Origin of the sequence: Fibrobacter sp. UWB4 (assembly GCF_002210345.1) — a bacterium.
In the GTDB taxonomy this organism is placed as follows: Bacteria; Fibrobacterota; Fibrobacteria; order Fibrobacterales; family Fibrobacteraceae; genus Fibrobacter.
On record NZ_MWQI01000001.1, the window covers coordinates 673,768 to 699,424 of the forward strand.

Annotated in this window: 22 protein-coding genes; 5 read left to right on the top strand and 17 right to left on the bottom strand. The window is 50.4% G+C overall.

The window, feature by feature from the left end:
* Positions 1-167 precede the first annotated feature (167 nt).
* The 8 genes from B7990_RS02835 to B7990_RS02870 all read right to left on the bottom strand — a co-directional run bounded on the left by B7990_RS02835 (position 168) and on the right by B7990_RS02870 (position 9,183).
* Complete coding sequence (locus B7990_RS02835) at positions 168-545, bottom strand: hypothetical protein (protein ID WP_088639521.1); 378 nt, start codon at positions 543-545, stop codon at positions 168-170.
* Between the two features lie 67 nt (positions 546-612).
* Positions 613-1,839: an SUMF1/EgtB/PvdO family nonheme iron enzyme gene (locus tag B7990_RS02840; protein WP_088639522.1), complete on the bottom strand. Its 1,227-nt coding sequence runs from the start codon at positions 1,837-1,839 to the stop codon at positions 613-615.
* 3 nt (positions 1,840-1,842) lie between these two features.
* Positions 1,843-2,691, bottom strand: a complete 849-nt coding sequence (gene cdaA, locus B7990_RS02845) for a diadenylate cyclase CdaA (protein WP_088639523.1) — start codon at positions 2,689-2,691, stop codon at positions 1,843-1,845.
* The gene (gene folP, locus B7990_RS02850; RefSeq protein WP_254917293.1) at positions 2,678-3,517 is read right to left on the bottom strand and encodes a dihydropteroate synthase; all 840 of its coding nucleotides are present in this window, start codon (positions 3,515-3,517) and stop codon (positions 2,678-2,680) included. Before folP ends, cdaA begins: the two co-directional genes overlap by 14 nt.
* A gap of 84 nt (positions 3,518-3,601) precedes the next feature.
* A complete protein-coding gene (gene ftsH, locus B7990_RS02855; RefSeq protein ID WP_088639525.1) occupies positions 3,602-5,692 on the bottom strand; it encodes an ATP-dependent zinc metalloprotease FtsH in 2,091 nt (696 codons plus the stop codon).
* Positions 5,679-7,109 carry an ATP-binding protein gene (locus B7990_RS15060; RefSeq protein WP_254917294.1) on the bottom strand — a complete coding sequence of 477 codons (1,431 nt, stop codon included), beginning with the start codon at positions 7,107-7,109 and terminating at the stop codon, positions 5,679-5,681. Before B7990_RS15060 ends, ftsH begins: the two co-directional genes overlap by 14 nt.
* A 36-nt stretch (positions 7,110-7,145) precedes the next feature.
* On the bottom strand, positions 7,146-8,141 hold the full coding sequence (locus B7990_RS02865; RefSeq protein ID WP_141099203.1) for a hypothetical protein: 996 nt from the start codon (positions 8,139-8,141) through the stop codon (positions 7,146-7,148).
* A 4-nt stretch (positions 8,142-8,145) separates the two neighbouring features.
* Complete coding sequence (locus B7990_RS02870) at positions 8,146-9,183, bottom strand: hypothetical protein (RefSeq protein WP_088639527.1); 1,038 nt, start codon at positions 9,181-9,183, stop codon at positions 8,146-8,148.
* A 59-nt stretch (positions 9,184-9,242) separates the two neighbouring features.
* On the opposite strand from B7990_RS02870, the gene B7990_RS02875 reads away from it, so the two are divergent.
* The gene (locus B7990_RS02875; RefSeq protein WP_088639528.1) at positions 9,243-9,491 is read left to right on the top strand and encodes a hypothetical protein; all 249 of its coding nucleotides are present in this window, start codon (positions 9,243-9,245) and stop codon (positions 9,489-9,491) included.
* An 88-nt stretch (positions 9,492-9,579) separates the two neighbouring features.
* Positions 9,580-11,148, top strand: coding sequence for a hypothetical protein (locus tag B7990_RS02880; protein WP_176407177.1), 1,569 nt, complete (start codon positions 9,580-9,582; stop codon positions 11,146-11,148).
* Positions 11,149-11,151: 3 nt separating this feature from the next.
* Here B7990_RS02880 and B7990_RS02885 read toward each other — a convergent pair whose 3' ends face one another.
* The 3 genes from B7990_RS02885 to B7990_RS02895 form a co-directional block, all read right to left on the bottom strand.
* A complete protein-coding gene (locus tag B7990_RS02885) occupies positions 11,152-11,448 on the bottom strand; it encodes a type II toxin-antitoxin system YafQ family toxin (protein WP_088639530.1) in 297 nt (98 codons plus the stop codon).
* Entirely contained in the window at positions 11,442-11,723 is a 282-nt protein-coding gene (locus B7990_RS02890; RefSeq protein WP_088639531.1) for a type II toxin-antitoxin system RelB/DinJ family antitoxin, read from the bottom strand. Before B7990_RS02890 ends, B7990_RS02885 begins: the two co-directional genes overlap by 7 nt.
* 206 nt (positions 11,724-11,929) lie before the next feature.
* Positions 11,930-14,203 (bottom strand): aconitate hydratase, encoded by a 2,274-nt coding sequence (locus tag B7990_RS02895; RefSeq protein WP_088639532.1) that lies wholly within the window; start codon positions 14,201-14,203, stop codon positions 11,930-11,932.
* A 112-nt stretch (positions 14,204-14,315) separates the two neighbouring features.
* On the opposite strand from B7990_RS02895, the gene B7990_RS02900 reads away from it, so the two are divergent.
* Both B7990_RS02900 and B7990_RS02905 read left to right on the top strand, forming a co-directional pair.
* Entirely contained in the window at positions 14,316-15,098 is a 783-nt protein-coding gene (locus tag B7990_RS02900; RefSeq protein WP_088639533.1) for a fibrobacter succinogenes major paralogous domain-containing protein, read from the top strand.
* 31 nt (positions 15,099-15,129) lie between these two features.
* Positions 15,130-15,441, top strand: coding sequence for a YbjQ family protein (locus tag B7990_RS02905; RefSeq protein ID WP_088639534.1), 312 nt, complete (start codon positions 15,130-15,132; stop codon positions 15,439-15,441).
* 124 nt (positions 15,442-15,565) lie between these two features.
* On the opposite strand, the gene trpA is transcribed toward B7990_RS02905, so the two are convergent.
* The 3 genes from trpA to B7990_RS02920 all read right to left on the bottom strand — a co-directional run bounded on the left by trpA (position 15,566) and on the right by B7990_RS02920 (position 19,733).
* Complete coding sequence (trpA, locus tag B7990_RS02910; RefSeq protein WP_088639535.1) at positions 15,566-16,318, bottom strand: tryptophan synthase subunit alpha; 753 nt, start codon at positions 16,316-16,318, stop codon at positions 15,566-15,568.
* 107 nt (positions 16,319-16,425) lie between these two features.
* Positions 16,426-17,694: a tryptophan synthase subunit beta gene (gene trpB, locus B7990_RS02915; protein ID WP_088639536.1), complete on the bottom strand. Its 1,269-nt coding sequence runs from the start codon at positions 17,692-17,694 to the stop codon at positions 16,426-16,428.
* A 488-nt stretch (positions 17,695-18,182) separates the two neighbouring features.
* Complete coding sequence (locus tag B7990_RS02920) at positions 18,183-19,733, bottom strand: bifunctional indole-3-glycerol phosphate synthase/phosphoribosylanthranilate isomerase (RefSeq protein WP_088639537.1); 1,551 nt, start codon at positions 19,731-19,733, stop codon at positions 18,183-18,185.
* A gap of 168 nt (positions 19,734-19,901) precedes the next feature.
* Between B7990_RS02920 and B7990_RS02925 the strand changes: the two genes are divergently transcribed.
* A complete protein-coding gene (locus tag B7990_RS02925; protein ID WP_088639538.1) occupies positions 19,902-21,650 on the top strand; it encodes a polysaccharide lyase family 1 protein in 1,749 nt (582 codons plus the stop codon).
* Between the two features lie 95 nt (positions 21,651-21,745).
* Here the strand turns inward: B7990_RS02925 and epsC are convergent, their stop codons facing one another.
* The 3 genes from epsC to B7990_RS02940 form a co-directional block, all read right to left on the bottom strand.
* Positions 21,746-22,708, bottom strand: a complete 963-nt coding sequence (gene epsC, locus B7990_RS02930; protein ID WP_088639539.1) for a serine O-acetyltransferase EpsC — start codon at positions 22,706-22,708, stop codon at positions 21,746-21,748.
* A 127-nt stretch (positions 22,709-22,835) separates the two neighbouring features.
* On the bottom strand, positions 22,836-24,578 hold the full coding sequence (locus tag B7990_RS02935; RefSeq protein WP_088639540.1) for a SufS family cysteine desulfurase: 1,743 nt from the start codon (positions 24,576-24,578) through the stop codon (positions 22,836-22,838).
* A complete protein-coding gene (locus tag B7990_RS02940) occupies positions 24,565-25,527 on the bottom strand; it encodes a family 2A encapsulin nanocompartment shell protein (protein WP_012820015.1) in 963 nt (320 codons plus the stop codon). The genes B7990_RS02935 and B7990_RS02940 overlap by 14 nt, the downstream gene beginning before the upstream one ends.
* Between the last annotated feature and the right edge of the window lie 130 nt (positions 25,528-25,657).

A 25,657-nucleotide genomic window follows, 5' to 3' on the forward strand; every position in this document is an offset into this window, starting at 1 on the left:
ATTAAGTTGTCTTCCCCGCCTTATTTCTTCGTCATCCTGACGCTGTCATCCCCGCATCCGAGCGGGGACCTCCTTTAAGAAAACGAGAAACCCCGGCTTTAAAACCGGGGTTTCTTGCATTAAAAATCGCGGGCTTCTCGCTCGGCATTTTGCCGGCGTTTCAGCACTTAGTTGTAGTTGTTCTTAGCTTCGGACTGAGCCTTGAAAATCTTGTCGTATTCGTCCTTCGAGATTCTCATGTAACCCGTCACGATCTTGCCAGATTCGTCTTCGCCGAATTCATAGTAGGCGGAGTCGCCTTTCACGCGCATCAAGATGTCCATGTTGAGCGAGTTCTTGCCACGGAGAGCGTTGTCTTCGTATTTGGCCGTGATGTCGCCGTTTACGTTTCTGATGGTGTAATCAACGTTATTTTCGGTGAGAACTTCGAAAATCATGTCGGCTTCGCCTTTCCAGTAACCCGTAAAGTTGGGCTTTTCATTGTTGCAGCCGAAGAACGTAAACGAAGAAAGTAAAAGAGCGGAGAGTAAAAGTTTTGTTTTCATGCTTTTAAATTAGATAATTTTTTCCAGTTGAGTTAGTTAATCTATGTAATGTTGTTTTAACGGTGAGTTATTTACAACACCTGAAACCGACACTCGGGTACTGGTTTTGCGGATAGAAGCTGAATTTGCTCACGGAACAGCTACTTTCGTTGTTCGTGTTCCATGCGCCACCTGCGACCAGGAACTTGTCCGGGTGCTGCTTGCTTGTGGAGGCTGTCCATTCCCAGAGGTTTCCGTTCATGTCGTACATGCCGTACCAGCTGCGGCACTGCGTCTTGCGACCGCTTCTCTTGGCTGCCTTAGTATTGGTGTTGCACTTGCTTTGCTTGTAACTGTTACCGTAGGAGAATTTGAATCCGTCCTTGCCACGGCAGGCGGCTTGCCATTCGTCGATGGTACAGAGGTGCTTGCCTTCGTTTGCGCAAATGCGGGCGGCTTCTTCCTGTGAGACCATGTCTTTCGGTGTGGCATCCGGCTGGTTCGGGTATTCGTAAGCGTCTACGCAGACGGTCTTTGAACCGACCGGAACGGGGTAGGCGTTCTTGCCGCAAATGTTGTCGCTTGCCATGTCGTACTTGGCTTCTTCCCAGGCGGTGCGGTTACCGACGGAGTCGGTTGCGTAGAAGAATACGGAACCGGTCTTGTTGTAATCGATGGGCTTACTTGCGTCTTGCGGGTTGAGCGTATCGCCGATGGAAACAAATGTCTTGCACTTGATTTCGTCGCACTTGACCTTGAGCTTGATCGGATCGTAGTAGCGGCCTGCAGGCGGCGTGATTTCGGCGGTGGGCGGGACTTTGTCCGAGTTGCGGAGGCTATCGGCAAAGCGAGCCTTGTTCAGAGAATCCTGGCGGTCTTTTTCGATACGGGCGAGTGAGTCGTTAACGCGGGCGATGCTATCCCTGCGGAACTTGCGTATGGCGCGGATGCTGTCCTTGTTGACTGCCGGGACTTTGGGCAAATTGGCAAGTGAATCTGCCGTGCGGATGCTGTCGGCAAGGCGCAAACTGTCTGCGATTCTTGCTTCTTCGAGAGCCTTCAAGCTGTCTGCCTTGGCCTGTTCTGCGCGGAGGCTATCAAGAATCTGCTGCTGGCGGAGCGCTAGTTCCGAGAGCTTCTGCTCTTCAAGCGCTTGCTGCTTGACCTTGTTGAGCTGGCACTGTACTATAAAAAGGCAGATGAGCAAAAGGAACATCAAAATCAGGATGACGAGATTGCGTTTCCCTTTTTTCTTCGGTGCATTGCCTTGCGCATGTTGTGCGTTCTGCGTAGAATTCTTTTCGTTGTTTGCCATAAATTACACCTTGTTTTCGACAGCTTCGTTCTCGCCTTCGGTTTGTTCTTCTTCAATCACTTCGTTGAAGAGGTCGTGCCAGTGGCGGAAAATTTCGGCTTTAAGTTCTTTCGGGGTGAGGCCGCGTCTCAGGTTGTTTCTGTAAGCGGTAGAAATTTTACCCGTTTCTTCGGAGACGATGATGATGAGTGCATCACTTTCGGCGGCGAGTGCTTTAGCGGCGCGGTGGCGCATGCCATAGCCTGCGTCGCCTTCGGCGTTACCGGTCGGCATCGGCAAAATGCAGCCTGCGGCGACAATCGACTTGCAGTTGAGAATCACGGCACCGTCGTGCAAAGCGGAGTTCGGGAAGAACAGTGCGCGCAAAAGTCTGGAGCTGATTCGTGCATCGAGGTATTCACCTGTATCTGCGTAGTTCTTGAGGCCCACGCGCTTTTCAAGCACGATGAGCGCACCGGTTTTTGTCTTTGCCAAATCCTGAACGGCCGTGCAAATCTTCTGGGCGATGTCATCGAGACCGCTGGCGTGGAAGAGAATGTTTCTCAAGTCCACCTTACTTACGCTTTGGCCGATTCGCGTGAGTGCGCTTCGGATTTCGGGCTGGAACAAAATTACGATGGCAATAATACCGAGCGTTGCAAGGTTACTGAGCATCCACACGAGCGTATGGAGTTCCCACCATTGTGCGATGAGCCATGCGAGAATGAGCAAAAAGCCACCGAAAATCATCTGGGCCGCACGTGTTCCGCGGAACAGCAAAAAGATATAGTACAGAATGACTGATATGAGGAGGACATCCAGGATGTCAGCCATGCGAACATCGATGATGCCGAATAACTTAAACAGCGTCATGGGACTTCAATGCCTCCAAATATAAAAGTGATTCTTTTGCTTCGCGAACATCGTGAACGCGGATGACGCTTGCACCGCCAAGGGCGGCAATAATGTCTGCGGTCACGGTCGGGATAAGCCTGTCGCTCGTTTCAAGCCCAGGCATCTTTCCGATGTAGGACTTTCTCGACGTGCCAATCAAAACGGGGTAGCCGTCCTTGAGCATCACGTCCACGGACTTCATCAAGTCTATGTTGTCTTGAACCGTCTTTCCAAAACCGATACCCGGGTCAATGCAAATGCGTTCTTTTTCGACGCCGGCATCGAGGAGCTTCTTCACTTGGGCCAAGAGTTCTTCCTGAACTTCCTGGACTACGTTCGTGTACGGTTTGAAGTCCTGCTGCATCGTTCCGAAGTTTCCGCGCATGTGGTTCAGCACCACGCTTGCCTTTGTGCTTGCTACGGTTTCAATCATCTTCGGGTCCATCATGCAGGCGCTGATGTCGTTGATGATGTGCGCACCGAGCTTCATGCATTCTTCGGCGACTTTAGCCTTGACCGTATCGACCGAGATGTAGAACTTGCGGAATCCCGGATTGTCGAGGTCTTCCGAAATGGTTGCTGTCTGTGCGAGCGCTTCTACGACGGGGCATACGCGGTCGAGTTCTTCCTGGACGCTTACGGGAGCGCTTCCCGGGCGGCTGCTTTCACCGCCGATATCGAGAATCGCTGCACCTTGTTCCACCAACGAAATAGCGTGCTCGTAAGCGGCTTCGGGCGTGTTATGCTTGCCTCCATCAAAGAAACTGTCTGGGGTAACATTCACGATACCCATGACAAGCGGCATCCTCGAAGCTGGAATGATGTCGTTTCCAATTTTCCAAGAGATTGCACGATTAGATTCTAATAGAGAGCGGAGCATTGAGCGACCTTATTCGTTTTCCTTCACAGAATTTGTAGCGGTTTCGTTGCCTGATGCAGGGGCGGGCTGCACGTCGGTAATCGGTGCTACCGGCGGTTGGTCACCCGGGTCAGGCGGCGGAGTGTTTTCTTCTTCGCGCTTCTTTGCGAGTTCTTCCATGGCCTTGTACTGGCGGCTCTTCTTTGTACCGGTGAGCTTTTCGCCAGCCATGACCTTGTCGATTTCTTCGCGGTCGAGCACTTCAAATTCAAACAGCGCTTCGGCGAGGTCGGTGAGCTTGTCCTTGTGTTCTTCAAGGAGTTCTCTTGCCTTGTTGTCCATGCGCTTGATCAAGTTGTTGATGGCGTTGTCGATCTTTTCCGCCATCATTTCAGACATTTCCTTCGGCTTCGAAATTTCGCGTCCGAGGAACACTTCGCCATCGGCGCGGCTGTAGCAGACCGGTCCAATTTCTTCGTCGAAGCCCCATTCCGTCACCATCTTACGGGCAAGTTCAGTAGCTCGCTGGATGTCGTTACTTGCACCCGTGCTCTGGTGGTTGAAGAAGATGAGTTCGGCGAGGCGGCCAGACATCATGATCATGATGCGTTCTTCGGCGTATTCGCGGCTGTAGCTCACCTGGTCGCGTTCGGGCAAACTCATGGTCACACCGAGAGCGCGTCCGCGAGGGATGATCGTAATCTTATGGAGTGGGTCAGAGTGCTTGCAGAGAAGCGTCATGAGGGCATGGCCTGCTTCATGGTAAGCGGTGTGGCGCTTTTCTTCGTCGGTCATGAGGAGCGTACGGCGTTCAGCACCCATGCTGAGCTTGTCGCGGGCTTCTTCAAAATCGAGCATCGTCACTTTCTTGTTGTTGAACCTTGCGGCGAGGAGCGCTGCTTCGTTCACCAGGTTTTCGAGGTCGGCACCGGCAAGTCCCGGAGTTCCCTTAGCGACAGCCTTCACATCGACATCATCGCCGAGAGGAACCTTGCGTTTCTTCAAGTGAACCTTCAAAATTTCTTCACGACCCTTGAGGTCGGGGAGGCCCACCACAATCTGGCGGTCAAAGCGGCCCGGGCGGAGGAGTGCCTTGTCGAGCACGTCAGGACGGTTCGTGGCTGCAATCAAGATCACGCCTTCGTTAGCGGTAAAGCCGTCCATTTCCACGAGCAACTGGTTCAAAGTCTGTTCGCGTTCATCGTGACCACCACCGAGACCAGCACCACGCTGGCGACCTACGGCATCGATTTCGTCGATGAACAAAATGCACGGAGCGTTTTTCTTGCCGGTTTCGAACAAGTCACGTACACGGGATGCACCCACGCCAACGAACATCTCCACGAAGTCCGAACCCGACATGCTAAAGAACGGCACTCCTGCTTCACCTGCGACAGCGCGGGCGAGGAGCGTCTTACCCGTGCCCGGAGGGCCAACGAGGAGCGCACCCTTCGGGATGCGGCCACCGAGCTTGTCGTACTTCTTCGGGTCCTTCAAAAATTCAACGAGTTCTTGCAAGTCCTGCTTGGCCTCGTCGCAACCGGCAACGTCATTGAACGTCGTCTTCTTTTGCGAGTTCAGCTGGCGCACCTGGCTCTTGCCGAACGAGAACGGACTCTTACCGCCACCGCCCATCTGACGGCTCATCATGATGTAGAAGAACGCAATCAGCAAAATGGCGGGCAAGAATGCGACGAGCGTATCGATCCAGGTGGTCGATTCGTGAATGACCTTGACCTTCACGCCCTTGAATGCTTCCCAAGTCGAAATCTGCTCGTTCGAAATTTCGAGCATGTGGCTCTTGAAATGCTTGTTCTTCGTGTCGCTATTGTTGCGAGTGAATCTGGCGAGCGCACTTTGGTTCTTCTTGGCCTCGGCGACTTCTTCCGGGGACATCTCGTAAGCGCCTTCGATAATCACGCCATCGGGAGTCTTCTGGAGTGTAAGTTCAGTAATGACCTTGGTTGAATCGCCCATCATGGCTAAAAATTCGGTGCGGGTAATATCCTTGCTGGAATCTTTCCCGGTCATGGGGAACATGACGAAAAGCATGAGGAGCATGATGAGAACAATGATAAAATTCTTGTTCTTAAACGGAGCTGGCTTCTTAGGTTGATTCATTATAATCCTTTTCTTTCTTCTCGCAAGATACAAATTTTGCGGCTGAAAGCGCGTCCTTGAACTCGCAAATCCAGACAGTATGCGCTATTTTGACGATGGAACGCCTGCGGTAAACTGCCCGGACCGGAATTTTCACGTGGGCAGGCTCCTTAGGCCCGTAGAAAAATCCAATCGGGAACCGTAACCCCTTTTCCGAAAGCCACAACCGGAACAACTCGGAAAGGTCCGCGTTCGCGTATTCGCGTAGAATTTTATTGAGTTTTTTCTTGTCTAATGAGACGAAAGACGAGGGACGAGAGACTAGAGAATCTTTGTCATTCCCGCCACCGAGCGGGAATCCCCTTGAGTCATCCTGAGCGAAGTCGAAGGATCTAGAGCATTTAGCGATTACTTTCGCATACGCCTTGTCGGCAAGCCCAGCAATCTTGCAAAGCTGTCTGATTGCCCCCGGACATTCTCGTTCCAGATTCGGCAAAAACTCGTGCCTAATCTTGTTGCGTGCGAACTTCACGTCCGCATTGCTCTCATCTTCGCACCAGCATAAACCATTCTCGCGAGCGTAGGCGAGAAGGTTGCTACGAGTGACGTTCAGGAAAGGACGGAAAATATAGACGAGAGACGAAAGACGAGAGACGAGAGATTTGTCTTTTGGGGTGGGGGAAGTTTCCCCCTGATTGCAGCCCGCTGCGCGGTCTTCCATCACCCCCTCTAGCGGGGCTTCAGACGCCAGCCCCGCAACGCCCTTGCTATTGCTTAAAACGCGAATTTCTTGAATCCCTCGTAACCCTGCAAGCGTTGTCCCGCGCTTGAGTCGCATGAACATCGTTTCCGCTTGATCGTTTGCATGGTGCGCCGTCACGATAGCAATTGGGCTGTAGGAGACGAAAGACGAGAGACGAGAGACGAGAGAAATGTCATCCTGAGCGGAGAACCGTAGGTTCGTAGTCGAAGGATCTTTGTCATGCCCGACTTGATCTCTTTGATCACTTAGTGCTTTAGCACTTATGTGAGCATGATCCGCGTATGGGGAGGGCATCTCCCTTTTGTCATCCTGAGCGGAGTGTAACGGAGTCGAAGGATCCAGAGCAATATCGACCAGTGCTTTGTACCTAGCATCTCTTGCGTTTTCTTCGAGCGATCCTTCGGCGGCCTTGAGCGCTTCTCCATCCAAACGCTTCAGGAAAAACGGAACATTGTGCGACTTTGCAAATTCTTCTACAAATTTTGCATCGCGATCCGCCGTTCCTTCGCGCAACCCGTGATGCACATGCGCAATGCCGATCCATTCAATGCCAAGCGCTTCGCGGTTTTTGATAAAATAATGCGCGAGGCAAATAGAATCCAAACCGCCCGAAACTGCAAGCAACAGGCGCTTAAAACCATGATGGCGAATATTTTCAATTAAGTCGAAAGACAAACGGAGAAAACCTCGAAATAAAATCTAAAAAATAGATTAACGTTTCGTGGCTTTGCGTCGTTCAGGTTTTCTAATTTCTTGCTTTGTTGAATTGTGCGTCGAATCGGTTTTCATTTCTACGAATATTTGAGGCAGACGGTCGTTACATTTTTCCTCTACATCTGCAGAGTCGTTGAATGAAATTAAGGCAAGCCCGAGGTTGACAATTTCTAGTGCATGGGGAACTTCTTCAGATGTGTTCCCGAGTTCCAATGAACGAATCGTCTTCTTTTTGAAGTCTAAAATGTCGATACCAAATGTGTATCCATCCAATGCAAAACTCAGTGTGTGTTCTATGCGATAATTTTCTGCCAATTTTTTTAATTGAAGCAGCGTCGCTTTTTTCTCTTGAGGCAAGGGTTCCCACTGGCAGATATTCTGCGGTGTTGCTTGTACGGCTTGAGTGTCGCGGCTTGACGAATCTTCAAAAATAAACGTTACACCGGCGCACATTCTATATTGTTTGCAATAAACGATTGAATCTTCGTTGGAACCCGCTACGTGCTTCCCGCGCATAGTGACAGTGTAATGGTTATTGCCCCATGCATCGGCGTTATTTATTTTCACCTCGTAGTCATAATTAGCGTTGTAGAGACTGTCTGGCAAGGCTTTGTCATTTATATAGCCGAACGGCTCCCTCAATTCGTAATACTCAAAAGTTGTGAGCAAAGCAAGGGAACAGGGGAGGATTAGAATCGCAACGAGACAAAGGATAACTTTCTTGTTGCTGAAATAGTAACCGACTGCAATTGACGCGCCATACAAAATTGCGAGTGCGCTGCAGATTATGAAAATGTATATAAATGTAAAAGAACAGACAAAAAGTAAATAGCTTAATACGACTGACGGAATTGCCGCTAAAATGATTTTCAGTTTCTTTTTATTATTTCTGAATTTTGCGGTAAAAATCAACGCCAAAAGGCTCGGCAAAAAAATGCAGAGCCCATAAATGTGAGGATCATCTGATATGATTAATTTGAAAATTTCGTACATGTTATTAATTGTTGTGAACCTTAGCAAATGGACTCAGTAAATTCTTCGTTTCTTCTGTGACAAGAGATTTTGTGCATTCGTAATACTCATCTCTGTTGTCGATTTTGAAACCTTCTACAGGACCTTCTTCATAGTAGAATAGCTCTTCGCTTTTGTCGCGGTCGCTCAACAGAAATTCTGCACTTTCTTCTTTGCACATTTTTTCGTTGATATTTCCAAAACGTTCATGTCTTGTGCATGTTTTACCATTACTTGAAAAAGTTTCAAAGTAATTCATGCCTGTTGAATCGAATTTTGCATAGCCGTCAACTTCAAAAATTTGATTACCGATAGAAAAAGAAAACCTTTCAACTGGATTTGGAGCTTGATGTGAAATCTCCTTGATGACTTGAGTTTTGAAAAGAGAGTCTATGTAAAGGTCTCCGATATCAAATCCCAAATTATCATCAAGGATATGATCGTAATTTGCACCAAGCTCAATTGCGTTGTCTATACTCACTCTAGTCGTGATATATAGAGAGTCTGGAGTGATTGTAAATGTACGTGTTATACCGCTCAAGTGAGCGATGAATTTTGAACACTTTATTTCTGTTTCACCGAGAATCCTTTCGCAACCGGTAAGTTCCCAAACACCGTAAATGCCATTGTGGTTATTGCTTAAAGACAATGTTTCAACATTTATGTATGCGTCAAGAAACTGTTGCTCATTTGGATCTTCAGAAACTTGTTTTTCTGTAGGTCCTATCCAAAGGGAATCTCCAACAACCCTAAATGAACTGGGTTCTAGTGATTTTAGATTTTCTTCCCATGCAAAAGTTTTTGTATCGGGGTGGTAATTGCAGGAGTATGTCCCTACGTATGCTTTTTTTGTATCCTCTTCAAATCTGAACGGAGTCACAAACGTATAACCTTCGCCGATATCAACATTTGACTGAGTTGATGGTTTTGTGGTTTGAGTATTGTCGAGACCCGATGTCGGATTGTCATCGCTGCAAGCGACAAATATGAACATGCCACATAAAACTGCGTAAGCCTTTCTCATATTAAAACCCTTTTTTATTTAACGGTAATATATTAAATTTGTCTTTCAAGGAGGCTGTCATGGCTAAAAAGAAAGATAAAGCGTTCAGCAAGGTTGCTGAAACCGCCAAAGAAAGCGATGCGATGCGCATGCTCCGCATAGACGGCTCCCAAAACGGAGCCACGTTACGGACAAGAGTTGTCCGAGACAAGACAAAGTACAAGAGAAATTTGAAACACAAGAAGTCTCTTGGTTTCTGCTATGGATTGAAATCCCTCGCCGATGCGGGGGATTTCCCTTTTTTATGGGGTGCGGTCGTATGTGAATGAATCCGTATAGAATTTCATATTTATATTTGTGATGAAAATTTATATTTGACAAAAAAGGTTTCTTATGCGGTTTGTGCTATTTGGAATTATGAGCATTGCGATGGCGCTCGGTGCTTGTTCTCAATCGGTTTCGTCAACTGAAGATGATGATCCAGCTTCTTTAAATGGCCCCAAGAAAAATAAGGTCAGCTCCAGTAGCAGAATTAATGAAAAAAGTTCATCGAGCCGTTCCACGGATAAATCTGACGAAGAAGATTGTTCTGGCGAGTCGGGTGAACCCTGGGATGGAACGACCGCAAAGGATTTCGCTTGTGGTACGGGAACTAAGCTTAGCCCGTACATCATATTGACGGCTGAACAGCTTGCTCGCTTGTCTTTCTTGGTAAATGCTAGTGAAAAGGCTTATAGCGGCAAGTATTTCAAGCTTGGTGCAGATATCTTGCTCAACAAGGGAAAAGTTATTGATAGCAAGGGCGCTCTTGTGGCAGATTCGACGAAACTTCACAAGTGGACACCTATCGGCAATTCAAGTGTGTCCTTTGACGGCAACTTTGATGGCGATGGTCATACTATAAGCGGCATGTTCATCAACACGACAAGTACGCACAATGGACTGTTTGGAAATAGCCAGGGAACCGTGCAAAATTTGACCGTGGACAATTCTTGGGTGTACGGTGGCAAATATACTGCGGGGGTTGTGGGTGCTAATGTTGGAATGGTTTTGAAAATAACGAATCAGGCTAGTGTATCAGGAAAGGACGAATGTATTGGTGGTGTGATTGGTAGTTCAGGTCAAAAAAATTATAGTGATAATTCAGTTATCAAAAATGCAGTCAATAAAGGAATTATTATTGGCGAAAAAAATGTTGGTGGCGTAGCTGGATGTGCTACTTATGTAACTGTTGATGGTGCTGAAAATTTAGCGCCTATTGAAGGCTATGGTTATGTCGGTGGAGTCTTTGGTGGAATCGGCAGCTCATCAAAGAATGATGTGAAAAATTTAAAGAATAGTGGTGACATTACTGGTAAACATTTTGTAGGAGGGGTTGCTGGACACTGTGGAGGACTTACAACAGTTTATTCAAATAATCAGCCGTCCTCATATTCTTGTTGGAAATCGGAGTCTTGGCCATGCGGTTCTGTTCAGATAGCTTATAATGAAGGGGCTGTTACCGGAATAAGATATGTTGGTGGAATTATTGGAGAAGTTTGTCATGGGTTTATTTCAAGTTTAAGTAATAAAGGTGATGTTGTAGGTGAAGGCGGAACAGGAGGAATAGTTAGTTCCATGTCCTATACAAAAACTACAGCCGTTTATAATATTGGAAATGTTTATGGGAGGAATTACGTCGGTGGAATCATTGGCTATAATCAAGAAGGCGTTACAAACTCCGCATATTCCACAGGTAAAGTTGATGGCGATTCCTTAGTTGGCTTGATGATTGGCTACAACTACAATACCACGATGGCTGATTACTACTACCTAGAACGTGGCAAGCAGGAACCTTTTGGCCTCAATAACGGCGGTGGAGTCGCAACGCCTAAAACTGAAGACGAAATGAAATCAAAAGATTTCGCTAAACTCCTTGGTGATGAATTTGTCTATAACTCTGGCCTAAATGACGGCTATCCAGTACTCAGCTGGGAAAAGGAATAAATATTATTTGTCGAATAAGTCCGCGTGAGTGCCTGTGCGGATTAATTCGAGGATAAGTATGTTTTCTCTTTTTTGGTAAATCAGAAGCCAATCGGGGCGAATATGGAGTTCTCTGTGTCCTGCCCAGTTGCCGTCAAGAGCGTGGTCTCGATAGCGTTCTTCTAAAGGGATGTTATTTGCGAGCTTTAATATGACGGAATATAGTTCATCCATGTCGTAGTTTCTTTTTTTTGCTCGCTTGATGTCCTTTTTATATTGTGATGTCCATTGGATTTTGTAAAGAGGCTCTTTCTCTACCAAGATTTCATCTCCCGAATGGCTTCGTTGACGGTATAGGTTTTAACTTTTGATGGATTTTTCAAAAATTTCTCGTAGATTTTGTCGCCTTCTTTCATTGCTTTGATTGTCTCGCGATTAGGGGTGTTTATGCCAATTTCAAAAGGAATTCTACCTTCGCGTAATACTTGCTTGGTAAATACGTTATAGAGGCCTGAAATAGTCATTCCCACTTGTTCGCAAAATTCCGCGATGCCTTTTTTGTCTTCATCATCGAGTGTAATTGTTAGATTTGCCATTTTGCTTCCTGTGATATTTAATTGTTTTACACATTAAATATATGTAAAAATTACTTAAAAAGCAATGTTTACTATTGAACAAAAAAATCCATCGGTAAAACCGATGGATTTTTAATGCTTTTGATCCTTCGAAACCTTGCGGTCACTCAGGATGACGAACGGCGCACTCGCGATGGCTTATGCTATTGGGGAATGCGCCGGATCGCTTACTTATTGTTCGCGCGGATGAGGTTGAGAGCGGAACCTGCCTTGAACCATGCCCACTGCTGTTCGTTGTAGGTGTGGCTCAGGGCTATGTTATCGACGGAGCCATCCTTGTGGTGGGCGACGAGCGTGAATTCGGAACCCGGAGCGAACTTGGTGAGGCCAACGATATCGAACACGTCCTGTTCCTGGATCTTGTCGTAGTCGGCTGCGTTCTTGAAGGTGAGGGCGAGCATGCCCTGCTTCTTGAGGTTCGTCTCGTGGATGCGGGCGAAGCTCTTCACGATCACGGCCTTCACGCCGAGGAAGCGCGGTTCCATAGCGGCGTGTTCGCGGCTGGAGCCTTCACCGTAGTTTTCGTCACCAATGACGATGGAACCCGTGCCCTTGGCCTTGTAAATCTTGGCAAGTTCAGGGACTTCCTTGTATTCACCGCACTGGCAGAGAACCTTGTTGGTTTCGCCGTTGAAGGCGTTCACGGCGCCGATGAGCATGTTGTTCGAAATGTTTTCGAGATGACCGCGGTAGTTGAGCCACGGACCGGCCATGGAGATGTGGTCGGTGGTGCACTTGCCCTTCGCCTTGATGAGGAGCGGGGCGCCCGCGATGTCCTTGCCGTCCCAAGCCGCGAACGGAGCGAGGGCCTGGAGGCGCTTGCTTTCGGGGTTGATGGAAACGGTGATGTTGGAACCGTCAGCAGCTGGAGCCTGGTAGCCGGCATCCTTGACTTCGAAACCCTTCGGCGGGAGTTCGCACTGTTCCGGCGGGTCGAGCTTCACGGCCTTGCCATCGTTATTCACGAGGGTGTCGGTCATCGGGTTGAAGCGGATATCGCCAGAGAGGGCGGCAATCACAGCCATGAGCGGGGAGGCAACGAAAGCGTGTGTGTTCGGGTTGCCGTCGGCGCGCTTGGCAAAGTTGCGGTTAAAGCTGTGGACGATGGTGTTGAGTTCTTTCTTGTCGGCACCGGCGCGATCCCAGCGGCCAATGCAAGGACCGCAAGCGTTTGTCATGATCGTTGCACCGAACTGCTTGAACAAGTCAATGAGGCCATCGCGTTCAGCAGTGTAGCGAACTTGTTCGGAACCCGGGTTGATGAGAAGCGGGCACTTCGGGGAAAGACCCTTGGCGAGAGCCTGCTTGATCATGTTGGCGGCCATGTAAAGGTCTTCGTAGCTGGAGTTTGTGCAAGAACCGATGAGGGCGGCGCTTACGACCGGCGTAGATTCCGGCTTGGTTTCGGTAGCTTTGAGGGAGTCTGCCATGTCGGTCACAGCGAATGCACGGTCCGGGCTGAACGGGCCGTTGTAATGCGGGATGAGCGTGTTGAGGTCGATTTCCACAACGCGGTCAAAATACTTTTCCGGTTCGGCTTCAACTTCCGGGTCGGCCTTGAGGTCGGCGGCAATCTTGTCGGCGGCATCGGCGACGTCGGCACGGCCTGTTGCGCGGAGGTAGCGGCTCATGGAATCGTCGTAGCTGAAGGTGGAGCAGGTAGCGCCCACTTCGGCACCCATGTTGGCAATCGTTGCCTTGCCGGTAGCGGAGAGGCTGCGTGCGCCTTCGCCAAAGTATTCGATAATAGCGTTCGTGCCACCCTTAACAGTGAGGATGCCGGCGAGCTTAAGGATGATGTCCTTAGCCGTTGCAAAGCCCTGGAGCTTGCCAGTGAGCTTCACGCCGATCATCTTCGGGTACTTGAGTTCCCACGGGAGACCGACCATGGCGTCCACGGCGTCTGCACCGCCCACGCCAATCGCGAGCATACCGAGGCCGCCTGCGTTCACGGTGTGGGAGTCGGTACCGATCATCATTCCGCCCGGGAAGGCGTAGTTTTCGAGCACCACCTGGTGGATGATGCCAGCACCCGGGAGCCAGCAGTCAATGCCGTACTTGGCGGAGACTGACTGCAAGAAGTCGTACACTTCCTTGCTTTCTTCCTTGGCGCGCGGGAGGTCCTTTTCGACACCTTCGCGAGCGATAATCAAGTGGTCGCAATGCACGGAACTCGGCACAGCCACGCGGGACTTGCCTGCAGTCGTGAACTGGAGGAGGGCCATCTGGGCGGTTGCGTCTTGCATGGCAACGCGGTCCGGGTGGAATTCGGCAAAATCAGCGCCGCGCTTGTAGGTTCTGTTTTCTGCGCCATCGATCAGGTGGCTGTAGAGAATCTTCTCGGCGAGAGTGAGCGGGCGGCCAAGCTGCTTGCGGGCAACAGCGACGCGGGCAGGAATGCGAGCGTATGTGGCCTGGATCATGTCGAAATTAAAAAGCATAGTTACCTCATGAATTTTTCGAGCGAAAAGATAGAAATTTTAAAGGCGTGGAAAAGGGAAGAACGTGTAAAAGCACGATGCGTACAATTTTGTATTTTCAATGTAGTCGAATATGGAAAAGTCCAACCTCAAAAAGATATCATCTTTGTTCTTGAATTGGTTTCTTGGTGCCGCAACTTTTGCTTGCGTTGCCTGTGACGGTAATTCTTCGATTCCGTTCATCGATGAAAGCATTTACGATGCCGAGAAAAACACATTGACCGATCTCCGCGACGGGCAAGTTTACCGCACCACGACCATTGCTCCCGAAGGAACGGGCTATTCCAAAGTATGGATGGCGCAAAATCTGAATTACCGCTATAATTTGAAGTCTGTCAATGGTGGCCTTGCCGATACGTCAAGTTATTGCGTCTATAACGACCCGGAGAAATGCAAAACGTTGGGACGGCTTTATACATGGCCTGCCGCCATGGATAGCGCCGCTTTGTTCAGTACCGATGGCAAGGGTTGCGGTTATACGCGGGATTGCAAGGCTAGCGAGGTCGTTCGCGGTGTATGCCCCAAAGGTTGGCACCTCCCTAGCATGGAAGAATTCGAAGCTCTGTTAAAAGCGGTGGGCGGCAGTTCTATCGCTGCGTTAAAGCTGAAAGCGACTAGCGGCTGGACTGAAAACGGCAACGGTGCGGATGCCTTTGGATTTGCGGCATTGCCGGCTGGTTACAGGGATGCCGATGGACATTTCGGTTTTCAGGATAGCTGTGCGTATTTTTGGAGCACGACTGAAGTCTATTTCGCCAATTCTTACTTTATGGACATGTATTTTCGCAACAACTCTGCGGATATCCCTGGTGATAACAAGGATATTGCTTTTTCCGTCCGCTGCGTGAAAAATTGATTTTATATTTAGACCTATAATTGGAGGACGTATGAAACTTTATACAACAGATTATATCACGGGCAAAGAAATCGAAACGCTTCAAATGGTAAGAGGGAGCGTTGTTTTTAGCAAAAATGTTGTGCGTGATATTTTTGCGGGACTCAAGACTCTTGTGGGTGGTGAAATCGCTGGCTATACTGAAATGCTTAACGATGCTCGCAATATCGCTATTGGGCGTATGGTCAGCGAAGCGACTGCTATCGGTGCAGATGCGATTGTCAACGTTCGTTTTGCCACAGCCTCGGTGATGGCTGGATCCGCAGAAATCATTGCTTACGGGACTGCCGTAAAATTCAAATAAAAGAAATGTCGTATGGATAAATTCCATACGACAAATTTTAATCTTAAGAGGAAACGTTCGGTTATTCCGAGGACGGACGTCTTTTGTGAAATGAACTCGGAATGTACGCGAAAATGCGCGGACTTTACTTCCCGGCGATTTCCTTAGCCTTTGCTTCGATTTCTGCGATAGCCTTGGCGCGGCCTTCGGCGGTGTCTGCGTTTGCAAGCACGATATTCACGAACACGGAACCTGCGACAACTGCGTACACATGCTTCGATAGCACTTTGGACTGTTCGCCGTTGCGGATGCCAAAGCCGCCAAGAACCTTGGCACCACCCTTACCGACTGTGTCGATAAAGTCGAGTGTTGCCTGGTCAATCGTTGTTTCGCTGCCGGTAGTCCCTGCGCGGAGTGCGGCGTAGATGTACTTGAAACCTGCGGATGCCATCGTTTCGAGACGTTCCTTGGTCATGCTCGGAGCGGCAACCGGAATGTTTTCGAGACCATGCTTCTTGCAAGCTTCGGTGAGGCCTTCGTCATGGTCGAACGGAAGGTCCGGAATGATGCAAGCAGAAACGCCTGCGTCCTTGCACATCTTGACGAAGTTTTCGACGCCCGGCGTAAAGGCGAGGGAGCCGTAAGTCATGATGTAAATCGGCGTTTCGGGGTGGCGTTCGTGAATCTGCTTCACGATGGCGAGGCCCTGCTTGGTGGAATAGCCTTTTTCGAGTGCGATGGTGGAGGCGGTCTGGATGGCTGGACCGTCGGCGCTCGGGTCGCTAAAGGCAAGCTGGATTTCAAGAATGTTCGCGCCACCCTTCACGAGGGCATCGGCGATGGCAACGGACGTTTCCGCATCAGGGAAACCCGCAATAAGATGAGACATTAAGTTCATAATAAATTCTCGCGGCTTTGCCGCTGTTGAAAATGTTTTAGTAGGAAGTTAGAAGTAGGAAGGATAATTTGGGACATTACTGTCTACCGTCTACTTCCTACTGTCTACTATTTATTCATTATCTCCGCGTCGTGGATGTCTTCGTTGTTTTCAAGGCGCTTGAGTTCGGCTTTGAGGAATTCCTTCCACTTTTCGGGGCGGAACACCGGGCTTGTGATGAAGATGTCCTTGTCACCGCGGCCACTCATGTTGATGACGAGCGCCTTGTCTTTCGGGAGTTCCTTCGCAATCTTCATGGCGGCAGCACCGGCGTGAGCGCTTTCGAGTGCGAACAAAATGCCTTCGTTACGGGCAAAGAACTTGACTGCTTCAAGAGCTTCCTTGTCGAGGATTGCCGTGAATTCCACGCGACCGGATTCACCGAGGGCGGCGAGCTGCGGGCCAATGCCCATGTAGTCGAGACCAGCCGAAATGGAGCGCGTTGGCATGGATTGACCGTCTTCGTCAATGAGGAAGCGGCTCTTGTAACCCTGCACGATGCCTTCGCGGCTTGCGTTACCGGTCATGCGGGCTGCGTTTTCGCCGACGTTCGGACCAATGCCACCAGCCTCTGCACCGATAAGGCGCACATTCTTGTCTTCGATAAACGGCGTGAACACGCCGATGGAGTTGCTGCCGCCACCCACGCAAGCGACAACGGCTGCGATGTCGATGTTACGTTCGGCTGCCTGGCGCTTGACTTCTTCGCCGATGATGGACTGGAACGTGCGAACGATATCCGGGAATGGGGCAGGGCCGAGTGCGGAACCGAGCACATAGTGCGTGTTCTGGAAGTTTGTGGCCCAGTCGCGCATGGCTTCGTTCACGGCATCCTTGAGTGTGCGGCTACCGCTTGTGACCGGCACGACCTTTGCACCGTACATTTCCATCGTTGCCACGTTCGGCTGCTGACGACGGACGTCAACTTCGCCCATGTACACGACGCATTCGAGGCCGAGCTTAGCGCATGCAGCTGCGGTGGCGAGGCCGTGCTGGCCGGCTCCCGTTTCGGCGATGATGCGGGTCTTGCCCATTTTCTTCGCGAGGAGGCATTGACCGATTGCGTTGTTGATCTTGTGGGCGCCCGTGTTGGCGAGACCTTCGAGCTTGATGTAAATCTGCGCACCGCCCAAAAGTTTGGTTGCCGTCGGGGCAAAGTACAACGGAGTTTCGCGGCCAATGTAGTCGCGCTGGATGATGCGGAGTTCTTCAAGGAATTCCGGATCGTGGATGTACTTGTTGAATGCCGCTTCGAGGTCGTCGAGCGGGCGGCGGATGATTTCGGCAACGTACTTGCCGCCGAACTTGTCAAAGAAACCGTTATTAGAAGTAATCATAGTAGGTTCTGGGTTTAGGTTTAAAATTCAAGGCAAAAAATAAAGGCCTTCGGTAAGTCCGAAAGCCTTTTACAAACACTTGATGAAATCAGCAAAACGGACTCTATTTTGTAGAGCCCCACCACCAACGGTTGAAACGGATTGCAGAATTCATCTTCATGTCTTAAAATTTAGGAAGCCTTGGTAAATTTGGCAAGGGAATAGGGAAAAATTGACATAAAAAATAGGCTTCCGATAATGCTCGGAAGCCATCTTAGCAAACACTTGATGAAACCAGTGAATCCGTTCCGTTTTACGGGAACCCCTCCCGCAAGCGGTCTGAGTGGATTACCGATTTCACCTTTACGTATACCAATATATAATGTAAGTTATTGATTGTCAATAGGTTACGATAACTTTTTTGTAAATTTTTGGTATGGTTTTGGGGCGGTATAGAAAATGCCTATCTTGAGAGATAGGCTTTTTGCTTAATTGCGATTTCCTGATTGCTATTTTGCGGCGATTGCTGCAAACAGCGATTTCATCTTGTCGTGATTCTTGATGCCGGGGGCGTCTTCGATGCCGCTTGAAACGTCGATGAGTTCGGGGTGGAACTTTTCGCAGATGGTAACGACGTTTTCGGGATTGATGCCGCCGGCGAGCCAGAGCGGGGTGCCGCTTGCTTTTTCGCGGAGGAGCGATTCGGGGATGGTCTTGCCTGTGCCACCGGGGATGCCTTCGACTTTGGCGTCTAGCAAAATGCGGGGTTCGCCGTTTTTGCGGAGTGCCTCTACTTTGTCAAAATCGGAAGCTTCGCCGACACGGGCTGCGCAGTAGTAGGGGAGCGCGTTGTTGGATGAGACTGCGTCGGAATTGTGCGGGGCGATTCCGTGGAACTGTACGGCGTCGAGCACACCTTCTTGGGCGAGCTTGATGGCGGTTTTGCCTTCGACGGAACTCGGGTCGGTAATCACGCCAACGAGAAGCGGAGTTACGTCATTGCGAGTGGAGCGAAGCGATCTATTGAAACTGCGCACGAATTCTTCGGTGGTAAGTCTCTTGGTGGTGCTGAACACGAATCCGAGCATGTCGGCGCCGAGTTCGGCGGCGAGGAGACCGTCTTCTTCATGGGTGATGCCGCAGATTTTCACGAGCGGGCGGTGCGCGTTTTGCGATGAGACTGCGCGAGTCTCGTTATGAGCAAACTTGCGCTCGGCGAATTTTTTCCAGAACTGCCCGCGAGCGTTTTCGCAGCCGCTTTCGAATGCGCTCACTACGTCTTTTGCGAGCGGCGGATTCTTGGCAACGGCTTCACCGACAAGAATTCCCGTGAAGCCGAGATTGCGGGCGTATGTCGCGTCGGCGGCGCTCAGAATGCCCGATTCAAAAACGGCTTTGGCGGGGAGCTTGCTGCGTACGCTTGCGGGAATCAGCGGATCTGTGTGGAATGTGGCGAGGTCGCGGGAATTGACGCCTGCGACAATCGTCTTGGCGGCTGCATCACCGAGAGCTGCTGTCACAACGGCAAGCTTGCGGAAATCGTCAGCTTCGCGGACTTCAACGAATGCCTGAATGCCGAACTTCTGCGCGCGCTGTGCCATTTTCACGAGCTGTGCATCGTCCAAAATTCTGGCAATCAAAAGTACCGCATCGGCACCGCAGCGGTAAGCGATGTCAATTTCGTCTTCGAATAAAAGGAAGTCTTTGCGGAGAACGGCGCATGTGTGCAATCCCTGCTGACGGCGGCGTTCCATCAAGTCCGCTACAGCAATCAAGTCGCGAAGTGATCCCTTGAAAAAGTTCATTTCAGTCAATACGGAAACAGCTTGGGCGTGTGCTTCGGCATAAGTTGTTGCTAGTTCCACCGGATTCAAGTTCGGCGCAATGTCGCCCTTGGATGGCGATGCTCGCTTGACTTCGAGAATGGCTCCTGCATTACCCAAAAATTCAGTATGACCAACGCGACGCGCCTCGGGAATATCAATGTTGAAATTCAGTCCAAGTCTATCAATGTCTTCGCGGCGCATCCGCACGATTTTTTGCAAAATATCTTCGCTCATAATTCCTCTACGCCAATTGTAGAAAAATTTAAGGCGCGTTCTAATAAAATACTGTTTTAGTAGGAGTTTTGGAGTTGTCTATAGAGGACTCTTTGAGTTGGGAGGTCCTCTTTTTTGATGTTTTCCCTTGTCTTTCGGCATAAATTTAAGGAAAAAAAAGGATGTTTTATGAATTATTTGTTCTCTAAATCGATTGGTGCTGTAGCAACATTTGCGGCTATGGCTGTGACAACGGCTGCGATTCCTGCGTTTGCTGTGACATCGCCTGATTTTCCGATGGCGGGTTTTGCCACGCAGAATGGCGGCACTACGGGCGGCAAGGGGTATTCCGAGGTCACGGTCGACAACGTGAACGACCTCAAAACTCATGCCAAGGCGGGCAATAAGATTATCTACGTGAAGCCGGGGACTTACATGGGCCCGGTGGAAGTCGGTAGCAACGTGACGATTTACGGTTACCAGGGCGCCATTATCGCGCAGCCTACTTCGGGCAGTGCCATGAAGCTGAGCGGCTCGAAGAACGTTATCATCCGTAACTTGAAATTCAAGGGCGTCGGTGCGCACGATGACGATGATGAAGATTGCCTCCAAGTGAATCACGAATCCAAGAACGTGTGGATTGACCATGTCGACGTGTATGACGGTCACGACGGTAACCTGGACATTACCAATGCTTCGGACTACGTGACGATTTCTTGGACCAAGTTCAGTTACACCTCTGCATCGACGGGCCACCAGTTCAGCAACTTGATTGGCAACAGCAAGACAAAGACGAGCGACCGTGGGCACCTAAATGTTACGATTCACCACACGTGGTGGGCGGATGGCGTGGTGGAACGCATGCCGCGTGTGCGTTTTGGCAAGGTGCACGTGGCGAACAACCTCTTCGATAGCAAGAATGCGAGCTATTGTGTGCGTGCAGCAGTCGAGGCTGATATCCGCATTGAAAGGAACGTGTTCATCGGCGTGCAGAAGGCGCTTGACCTTTACACGAGCGATGGTACCATTACGGCGGCGCAAATGATTGAAAATTACGAAGAGAACGTGAAGAAGAAGCAGGACGGTACGGGTACGGCGTTCAAGCCGAGCTATTCCATGAGCCTGACCGATGTGAGTACACAGGCAAAAGCTTACGCTTTGCGCGATTCCATTAAGTTGTACGCAGGAGCGACGCTCCCTGATCCGGGAAAATCTCAAACGGTGACGCCCGCATCTTCTTCTAGCGAAGCAGCGTCTAGTTCGAGTGTTGCGGTGTCTAGCTCCAGCGTCGCAAAGTCCAGCAGCAGTGTCGCACAGTCCAGCTCCTCGCAGGCTGTATCTAGTTCCTCGCAGGGGGAGGTTGTTTCTGGAACGGCGACGCTTACTAAGCACGGCTCGGGTAGCGCCAAGCAAGAAGTCAAGCAAGGTGAATCTATCGAAGAATTTTACTTTACCGTTGCTGGTGCCACGGGTGCGACTGTTACGGGACTCCCCGATGGTATTGTGGGGACAATGAAGGGTAGTGATTTTTACATCTCAGGTACGGTCTCTCAAAATGCTGCTGTGGGGGCGTACAACTTTACCGTAACGACAACTGGGGCTACGACAAATGCAACCAAGAGCGGAACTATTACGGTTATTGGTGCAAATGGAGAGGTTGCAGAGTCTAGCTCTAGTAAAGTCGAATCAAGCTCTAGCTCGGAGCAGGGCACGACTTCGTTGGATGTCGCTACGGTTGCTTCGCATTTCAATGTTTCTGTCAACGGTCGAGTTCTTACCGTACAAGGAACAACGCAGGCGGCGTATCTCCTGGATGCCCAGGGCAGGCTGATTACAAAAGTTCAGTCTTTGGGTCGCGAAAGCTTGATAACCGTTCCTCGTGCGGGCATGTACCTCTTGCGAGCCGGTAACGAAGCGCGTCGCATAACTGTTCGATAATCTTATCTTAAAATAAATTGAAAACCCGTGCTCGTCCGAGTGCGGGTTTTGTCCTTTTTACTTCCTACTAACCACTGTTTACTAACCACTTCCTACTAAATAATATAGTACCACTCGTCGCTTTGCTGGAGTTCTTCGGTCTTGTGCTTGCTATTGGTGGTTGAAACGTAATCCATTTCAAGATTCTTGAGGCTGACGCGAGTGTTGGCCTCGATGGATCGCGTGATGAAGGCGTTGCCGCCGATAATTGCGTTTTCGCCAACAACGGTATCTCCGCCGAGAATGGAGGCTCCCGCGTATATGGTTACGTTATCTAAAATTGTCGGGTGGCGCTTTTTGCCGGAAAGCTTTTGTCCGCCGCGAGTAGAAAGTGCGCCGAGCGTGACGCCTTGGTAAATCTTGACATTCTTGCCGATCACTGCGGTTTCGCCAATCACGATGCCTGTGCCATGATCGATAAAGAAGTATTTGCCGATGGTTGCACCCGGATGAATGTCGATGCCCGTTTTGGAATGGGCATATTCGGTCATGAGTCGCGGGAGAACCGGAACGTGCAAAAGATAAAGTTCGTGGGCGATGCGGTAAATTGTTGTCGCCATGAGGCCGGGGTAGGCGAGGATAATCTCGTCAAGGCAACCGGCAGCGGGGTCGCCGTCAAAAGCGGCGTGTAAATCGGTTTCCAAGAATTCGCGAATTTGCGGAATCTTGGCGAAAAATTCCTTACAAATTCTATAGCTTTCGATTTTGCGCTCGTCCGAGGTCATGGAACCGCGCAATTTGCAGTAATCCAGCGCAATTGCCACCTGTTTGTGGAGGTGGTAGAACGTATCTTCGATAAGAACTGCAAAGCTATTTTTAGGGTTGTAAATCTTATGCGAACGATCTCTGAAGTGTCCGGGGTAAACGACTCGAATCAGATTCTGCAAAATCGTCTGGATCTCGGCCTGGTCGGGTCGATTGTAAATATCGATATTGTCGATATGCTTGCCGCGATTGTAATCGTCGAAAATAATTTGTACGGCTTTTTCAACTTCAGATTCTTGGATAAGTTCGTGCATAGATTTAGTTAGAAGTAGGAAGTTGGAAGTAGACAGTTAGCAGTAGGAAGCTAGACGTGAAAAGAGTTGTTGCGGCTTGGCCGCCATTCTTTCTACTGTCTACTTCCTACTGTCTACTGACCACTAGTTACGCGAATGTCTTCAACGCTCTTACGAGGGCGTCGATGTCATCCGGTGAGTTGTACAATGCGAGAGTGGGTCGCACGGTACTTTCGTAGCCGAAATGGCGGAGAACCGGCTGAGCGCAGTGATGCCCGGTGCGCACGGCAACGCCGTATGCGTCGAGTCTCTTGCCCACTTCTTCGTCGGAATAACCGTCGAGCTTGAAGGCGAGCGCAGAAGCCTTGTTGAGTGCGGTTCCCACAAGGTGGAGACCCTTGACAGTCTTCAATTCCTTGAGGCCGTACTGCAACAGTTCATGTTCCCAGCGGAATACGCACGGCATCCCGATTTCGGAGAGGTACTGGAGAGCTGCACCAAGGCCAACAGCGTCGGCGATGCTTCCGGTACCTGCTTCGAATTTGTTCGGAATTCCGTTGTAAATCGTGCGTTCGAACGTCACGTCCGCAATCATGTTGCCGCCGCCATGGTAAGGTCTTGCCGCTTCAAGCAATTCCTTCTTGCCATAGACAACGCCGATACCGGTCGGGGCGAACACCTTGTGTCCAGAGAACACGAAGAAGTCTGCGTCGAGGGCTGCAACGTTTACCGGGATGTGAGCGATGGACTGAGCGCCGTCAATGAGGATTCTCACGCCGTGTCTATGAGCGATGGCGATGAGTTCTTCAATCGGGGTCACAGTGCCGAGCACGTTTGAAACATGCGTCACGGAAACGAACTTGGTGCGCTTCGTGAACAAAGCTTCGTAATCGTGCAGCTTGAGCTGGCCGGTAGAATCGCACGGAATCACCTTGATAATCGCGCCCGTTTCTTCGGCAATGAGCTGCCAAGGAACGATGTTGGCGTGATGTTCCAGGATGGAGACGATGATTTCGTCACCCGGCTGGAGCGTCGGCTTCACGTAGGCGTTTGCAACCAAGTTAATGGCTTCGGTCGTACCGCGAACGAAAACAACTTCCTGAGAAGACGGAGCGCCGATAAAGTCACGAACGATGTTGCGTGCATTTTCGTAGGCGTCAGTCGATGCGGCCGCGAGCGTGTGAGCGCCACGGTGCACGTTGGAGTTTTCGTTTTCGTAGTAGTACTTGAGGCGGTCAATGACGACCTGCGGGCGCTGCGTCGTTGCACCGTTGTCGAGCCAAACGAGCGGATGACCGTTGATCTGCTTCGAAAGAATCGGGAAGTCAGAACGGATTTGGGCAAGAGTCTTGGAACCGATGCGGATGGAATCGTTGCGAGAATTTGCGCCGCTGTTTGCAGAACCCGTCTTCACGGAATCGCCACCGAGAGAAGTCGGTGCATCGATCTGGCGGCTAGCTTCGGCAGCCTGCGTCTTGGACACGACCTTCGGGGAGTAACCCTGAGCCGGTGCGGGGGCTGTCGGAATATCGCTCAGCTGCGATGCAAACTGCGATTCGGGAACCGCAGGGGCTTCAACCGTGTTGAGCCAGGTGTCTGTAGAACTTCCGCCGTAGGCAAACGGAGCCGAGGATGTCGGCTGGTCGCCATAGGTCGCAAAGGGGTGTTCCCAGTCGAAGGCTGGAGTCTGGCTAATGGCAGCGACACCTTGTGCGGCGCTTACACCCTGAGCGGCAGATGCATTCTGCGCTTCGGGAGCGGCGGGGGTTGCTGCGTATGCGCTATCCGTCAAATCCGGGAAATACGCATTTGCCAATTGCTCCAGTTCAGCCGCATTGGGAACTCCGGCGAGTTCTTCCAGCGATCTGGTTTCTGGATTATTCGTAGTCATAGTATTCGCCAACCTCGACATCTTCTAACACGGCGATAGCGTCGTCTGCGAGAATTGCGGCAGAGCAGTACAGAGACAAGAGGTAAGATGCAACGCCCTTGTTGTCGATACCGCGGAAACGCACAGAGAGGCCACGGGAGTGTTCGTTCTTGAGACCGGCCTGGAAGAGACCGATAACGCCGCGCTTGGCTTCGCCAGTACGGACGAGGAGAATGTTGGTCTTGCCACCCTGAGACTTCGGGTTCTTCACGCCATCGACAAGGAGCTTGTCGGTCGGAACGAGAGGAATGCCGCGCCAGGTGAGGAATCTGCTACCGGCGAGGTCTACAACGACAGGCGGCACGCCACGGCGGGTGCATTCACGGGCGAATGCGGCAATAGCACGCGGGTGGGCGAGGAAGAAGGACGGTTCCTTCCAAACCTTGGAGATGAGTTCGTCGAGATCGTCCGGAGTCGGGCGGCCGTCGGCACGGAGCGGCTGGATGCGCTGAGAGTCAGCGATGTTTTTCAAGAGACCGTAGTCATCGTTGTTGATGAGCTGGCTTTCCTGACGTTCGCGGAGAGATTCGATAGCGAGACCGAGCTGTTCCTGAACCTGATCATACGGGGAGCTGTAAACGTCTTCGATAGCGGTGTTGACGTTGATGATCGTGGAGATGGAGTTGAGCTTGTATTCGCGCGGTTCGGTTTCGTATTCGACGTAGCCTTCCGGGATAATGTCAGACTTCTTGGTAGCGCTGCAAAGAACGTCGAGCGGTGTCTGGCCTTCGACGACCTTGTTCACGCGGAAAAGACCTGTTTCGAGACCCTTGAATTCAAGGAACTTGGTGAGCCACTTGGGCGTGAGCGCGCCAAATTGCGGCTTGGTCTTGGTGACGTTCGCCAGGTTGTAAGCGGCCTTGGCGCCGAGGGCATTAATGCCCGTGTTCTTTTCTGCTTCATTTGCCATAATGGTTTACCTCTTATTGTTAGTTGTGTTTAAAACTATTTTTCCTAGTATTTAAGTGTAAATGTTAGAAAATAATAAGCTTATTTTGTTGTTACGAGAATCTGCCCTTGTCGAAAAATTTTTTTGACAT

Bases quoted from the DNA above. Each gene is read 5' to 3' on its own strand.
- B7990_RS02835 (WP_088639521.1), bottom strand. From the start codon at position 545: ATGAAAACAAAACTTTTACTCTCCGCTCTTTTACTTTCTTCGTTTACG.
- B7990_RS02840 (WP_088639522.1), bottom strand. From the start codon at position 1,839: ATGGCAAACAACGAAAAGAATTCTACGCAGAACGCACAACATGCGCAA.
- cdaA (WP_088639523.1), bottom strand. From the start codon at position 2,691: ATGACGCTGTTTAAGTTATTCGGCATCATCGATGTTCGCATGGCTGAC.
- folP (WP_254917293.1), bottom strand. From the start codon at position 3,517: ATGCCGCTTGTCATGGGTATCGTGAATGTTACCCCAGACAGTTTCTTT.
- ftsH (WP_088639525.1), bottom strand. From the start codon at position 5,692: ATGAATCAACCTAAGAAGCCAGCTCCGTTTAAGAACAAGAATTTTATC.
- B7990_RS02865 (WP_141099203.1), bottom strand. From the start codon at position 8,141: ATGTACGAAATTTTCAAATTAATCATATCAGATGATCCTCACATTTAT.
- B7990_RS02870 (WP_088639527.1), bottom strand. From the start codon at position 9,183: ATGAGAAAGGCTTACGCAGTTTTATGTGGCATGTTCATATTTGTCGCT.
- B7990_RS02875 (WP_088639528.1), top strand. From the start codon at position 9,243: ATGGCTAAAAAGAAAGATAAAGCGTTCAGCAAGGTTGCTGAAACCGCC.
- B7990_RS02880 (WP_176407177.1), top strand. From the start codon at position 9,580: ATGAGCATTGCGATGGCGCTCGGTGCTTGTTCTCAATCGGTTTCGTCA.
- B7990_RS02890 (WP_088639531.1), bottom strand. From the start codon at position 11,723: ATGGCAAATCTAACAATTACACTCGATGATGAAGACAAAAAAGGCATC.
- B7990_RS02895 (WP_088639532.1), bottom strand. From the start codon at position 14,203: ATGCTTTTTAATTTCGACATGATCCAGGCCACATACGCTCGCATTCCT.
- B7990_RS02900 (WP_088639533.1), top strand. From the start codon at position 14,316: ATGGAAAAGTCCAACCTCAAAAAGATATCATCTTTGTTCTTGAATTGG.
- B7990_RS02905 (WP_088639534.1), top strand. From the start codon at position 15,130: ATGAAACTTTATACAACAGATTATATCACGGGCAAAGAAATCGAAACG.
- trpA (WP_088639535.1), bottom strand. From the start codon at position 16,318: ATGAACTTAATGTCTCATCTTATTGCGGGTTTCCCTGATGCGGAAACG.
- trpB (WP_088639536.1), bottom strand. From the start codon at position 17,694: ATGATTACTTCTAATAACGGTTTCTTTGACAAGTTCGGCGGCAAGTAC.
- B7990_RS02920 (WP_088639537.1), bottom strand. From the start codon at position 19,733: ATGAGCGAAGATATTTTGCAAAAAATCGTGCGGATGCGCCGCGAAGAC.
- B7990_RS02925 (WP_088639538.1), top strand. From the start codon at position 19,902: ATGAATTATTTGTTCTCTAAATCGATTGGTGCTGTAGCAACATTTGCG.
- epsC (WP_088639539.1), bottom strand. From the start codon at position 22,708: ATGCACGAACTTATCCAAGAATCTGAAGTTGAAAAAGCCGTACAAATT.
- B7990_RS02935 (WP_088639540.1), bottom strand. From the start codon at position 24,578: ATGACTACGAATAATCCAGAAACCAGATCGCTGGAAGAACTCGCCGGA.
- B7990_RS02940 (WP_012820015.1), bottom strand. From the start codon at position 25,527: ATGGCAAATGAAGCAGAAAAGAACACGGGCATTAATGCCCTCGGCGCC.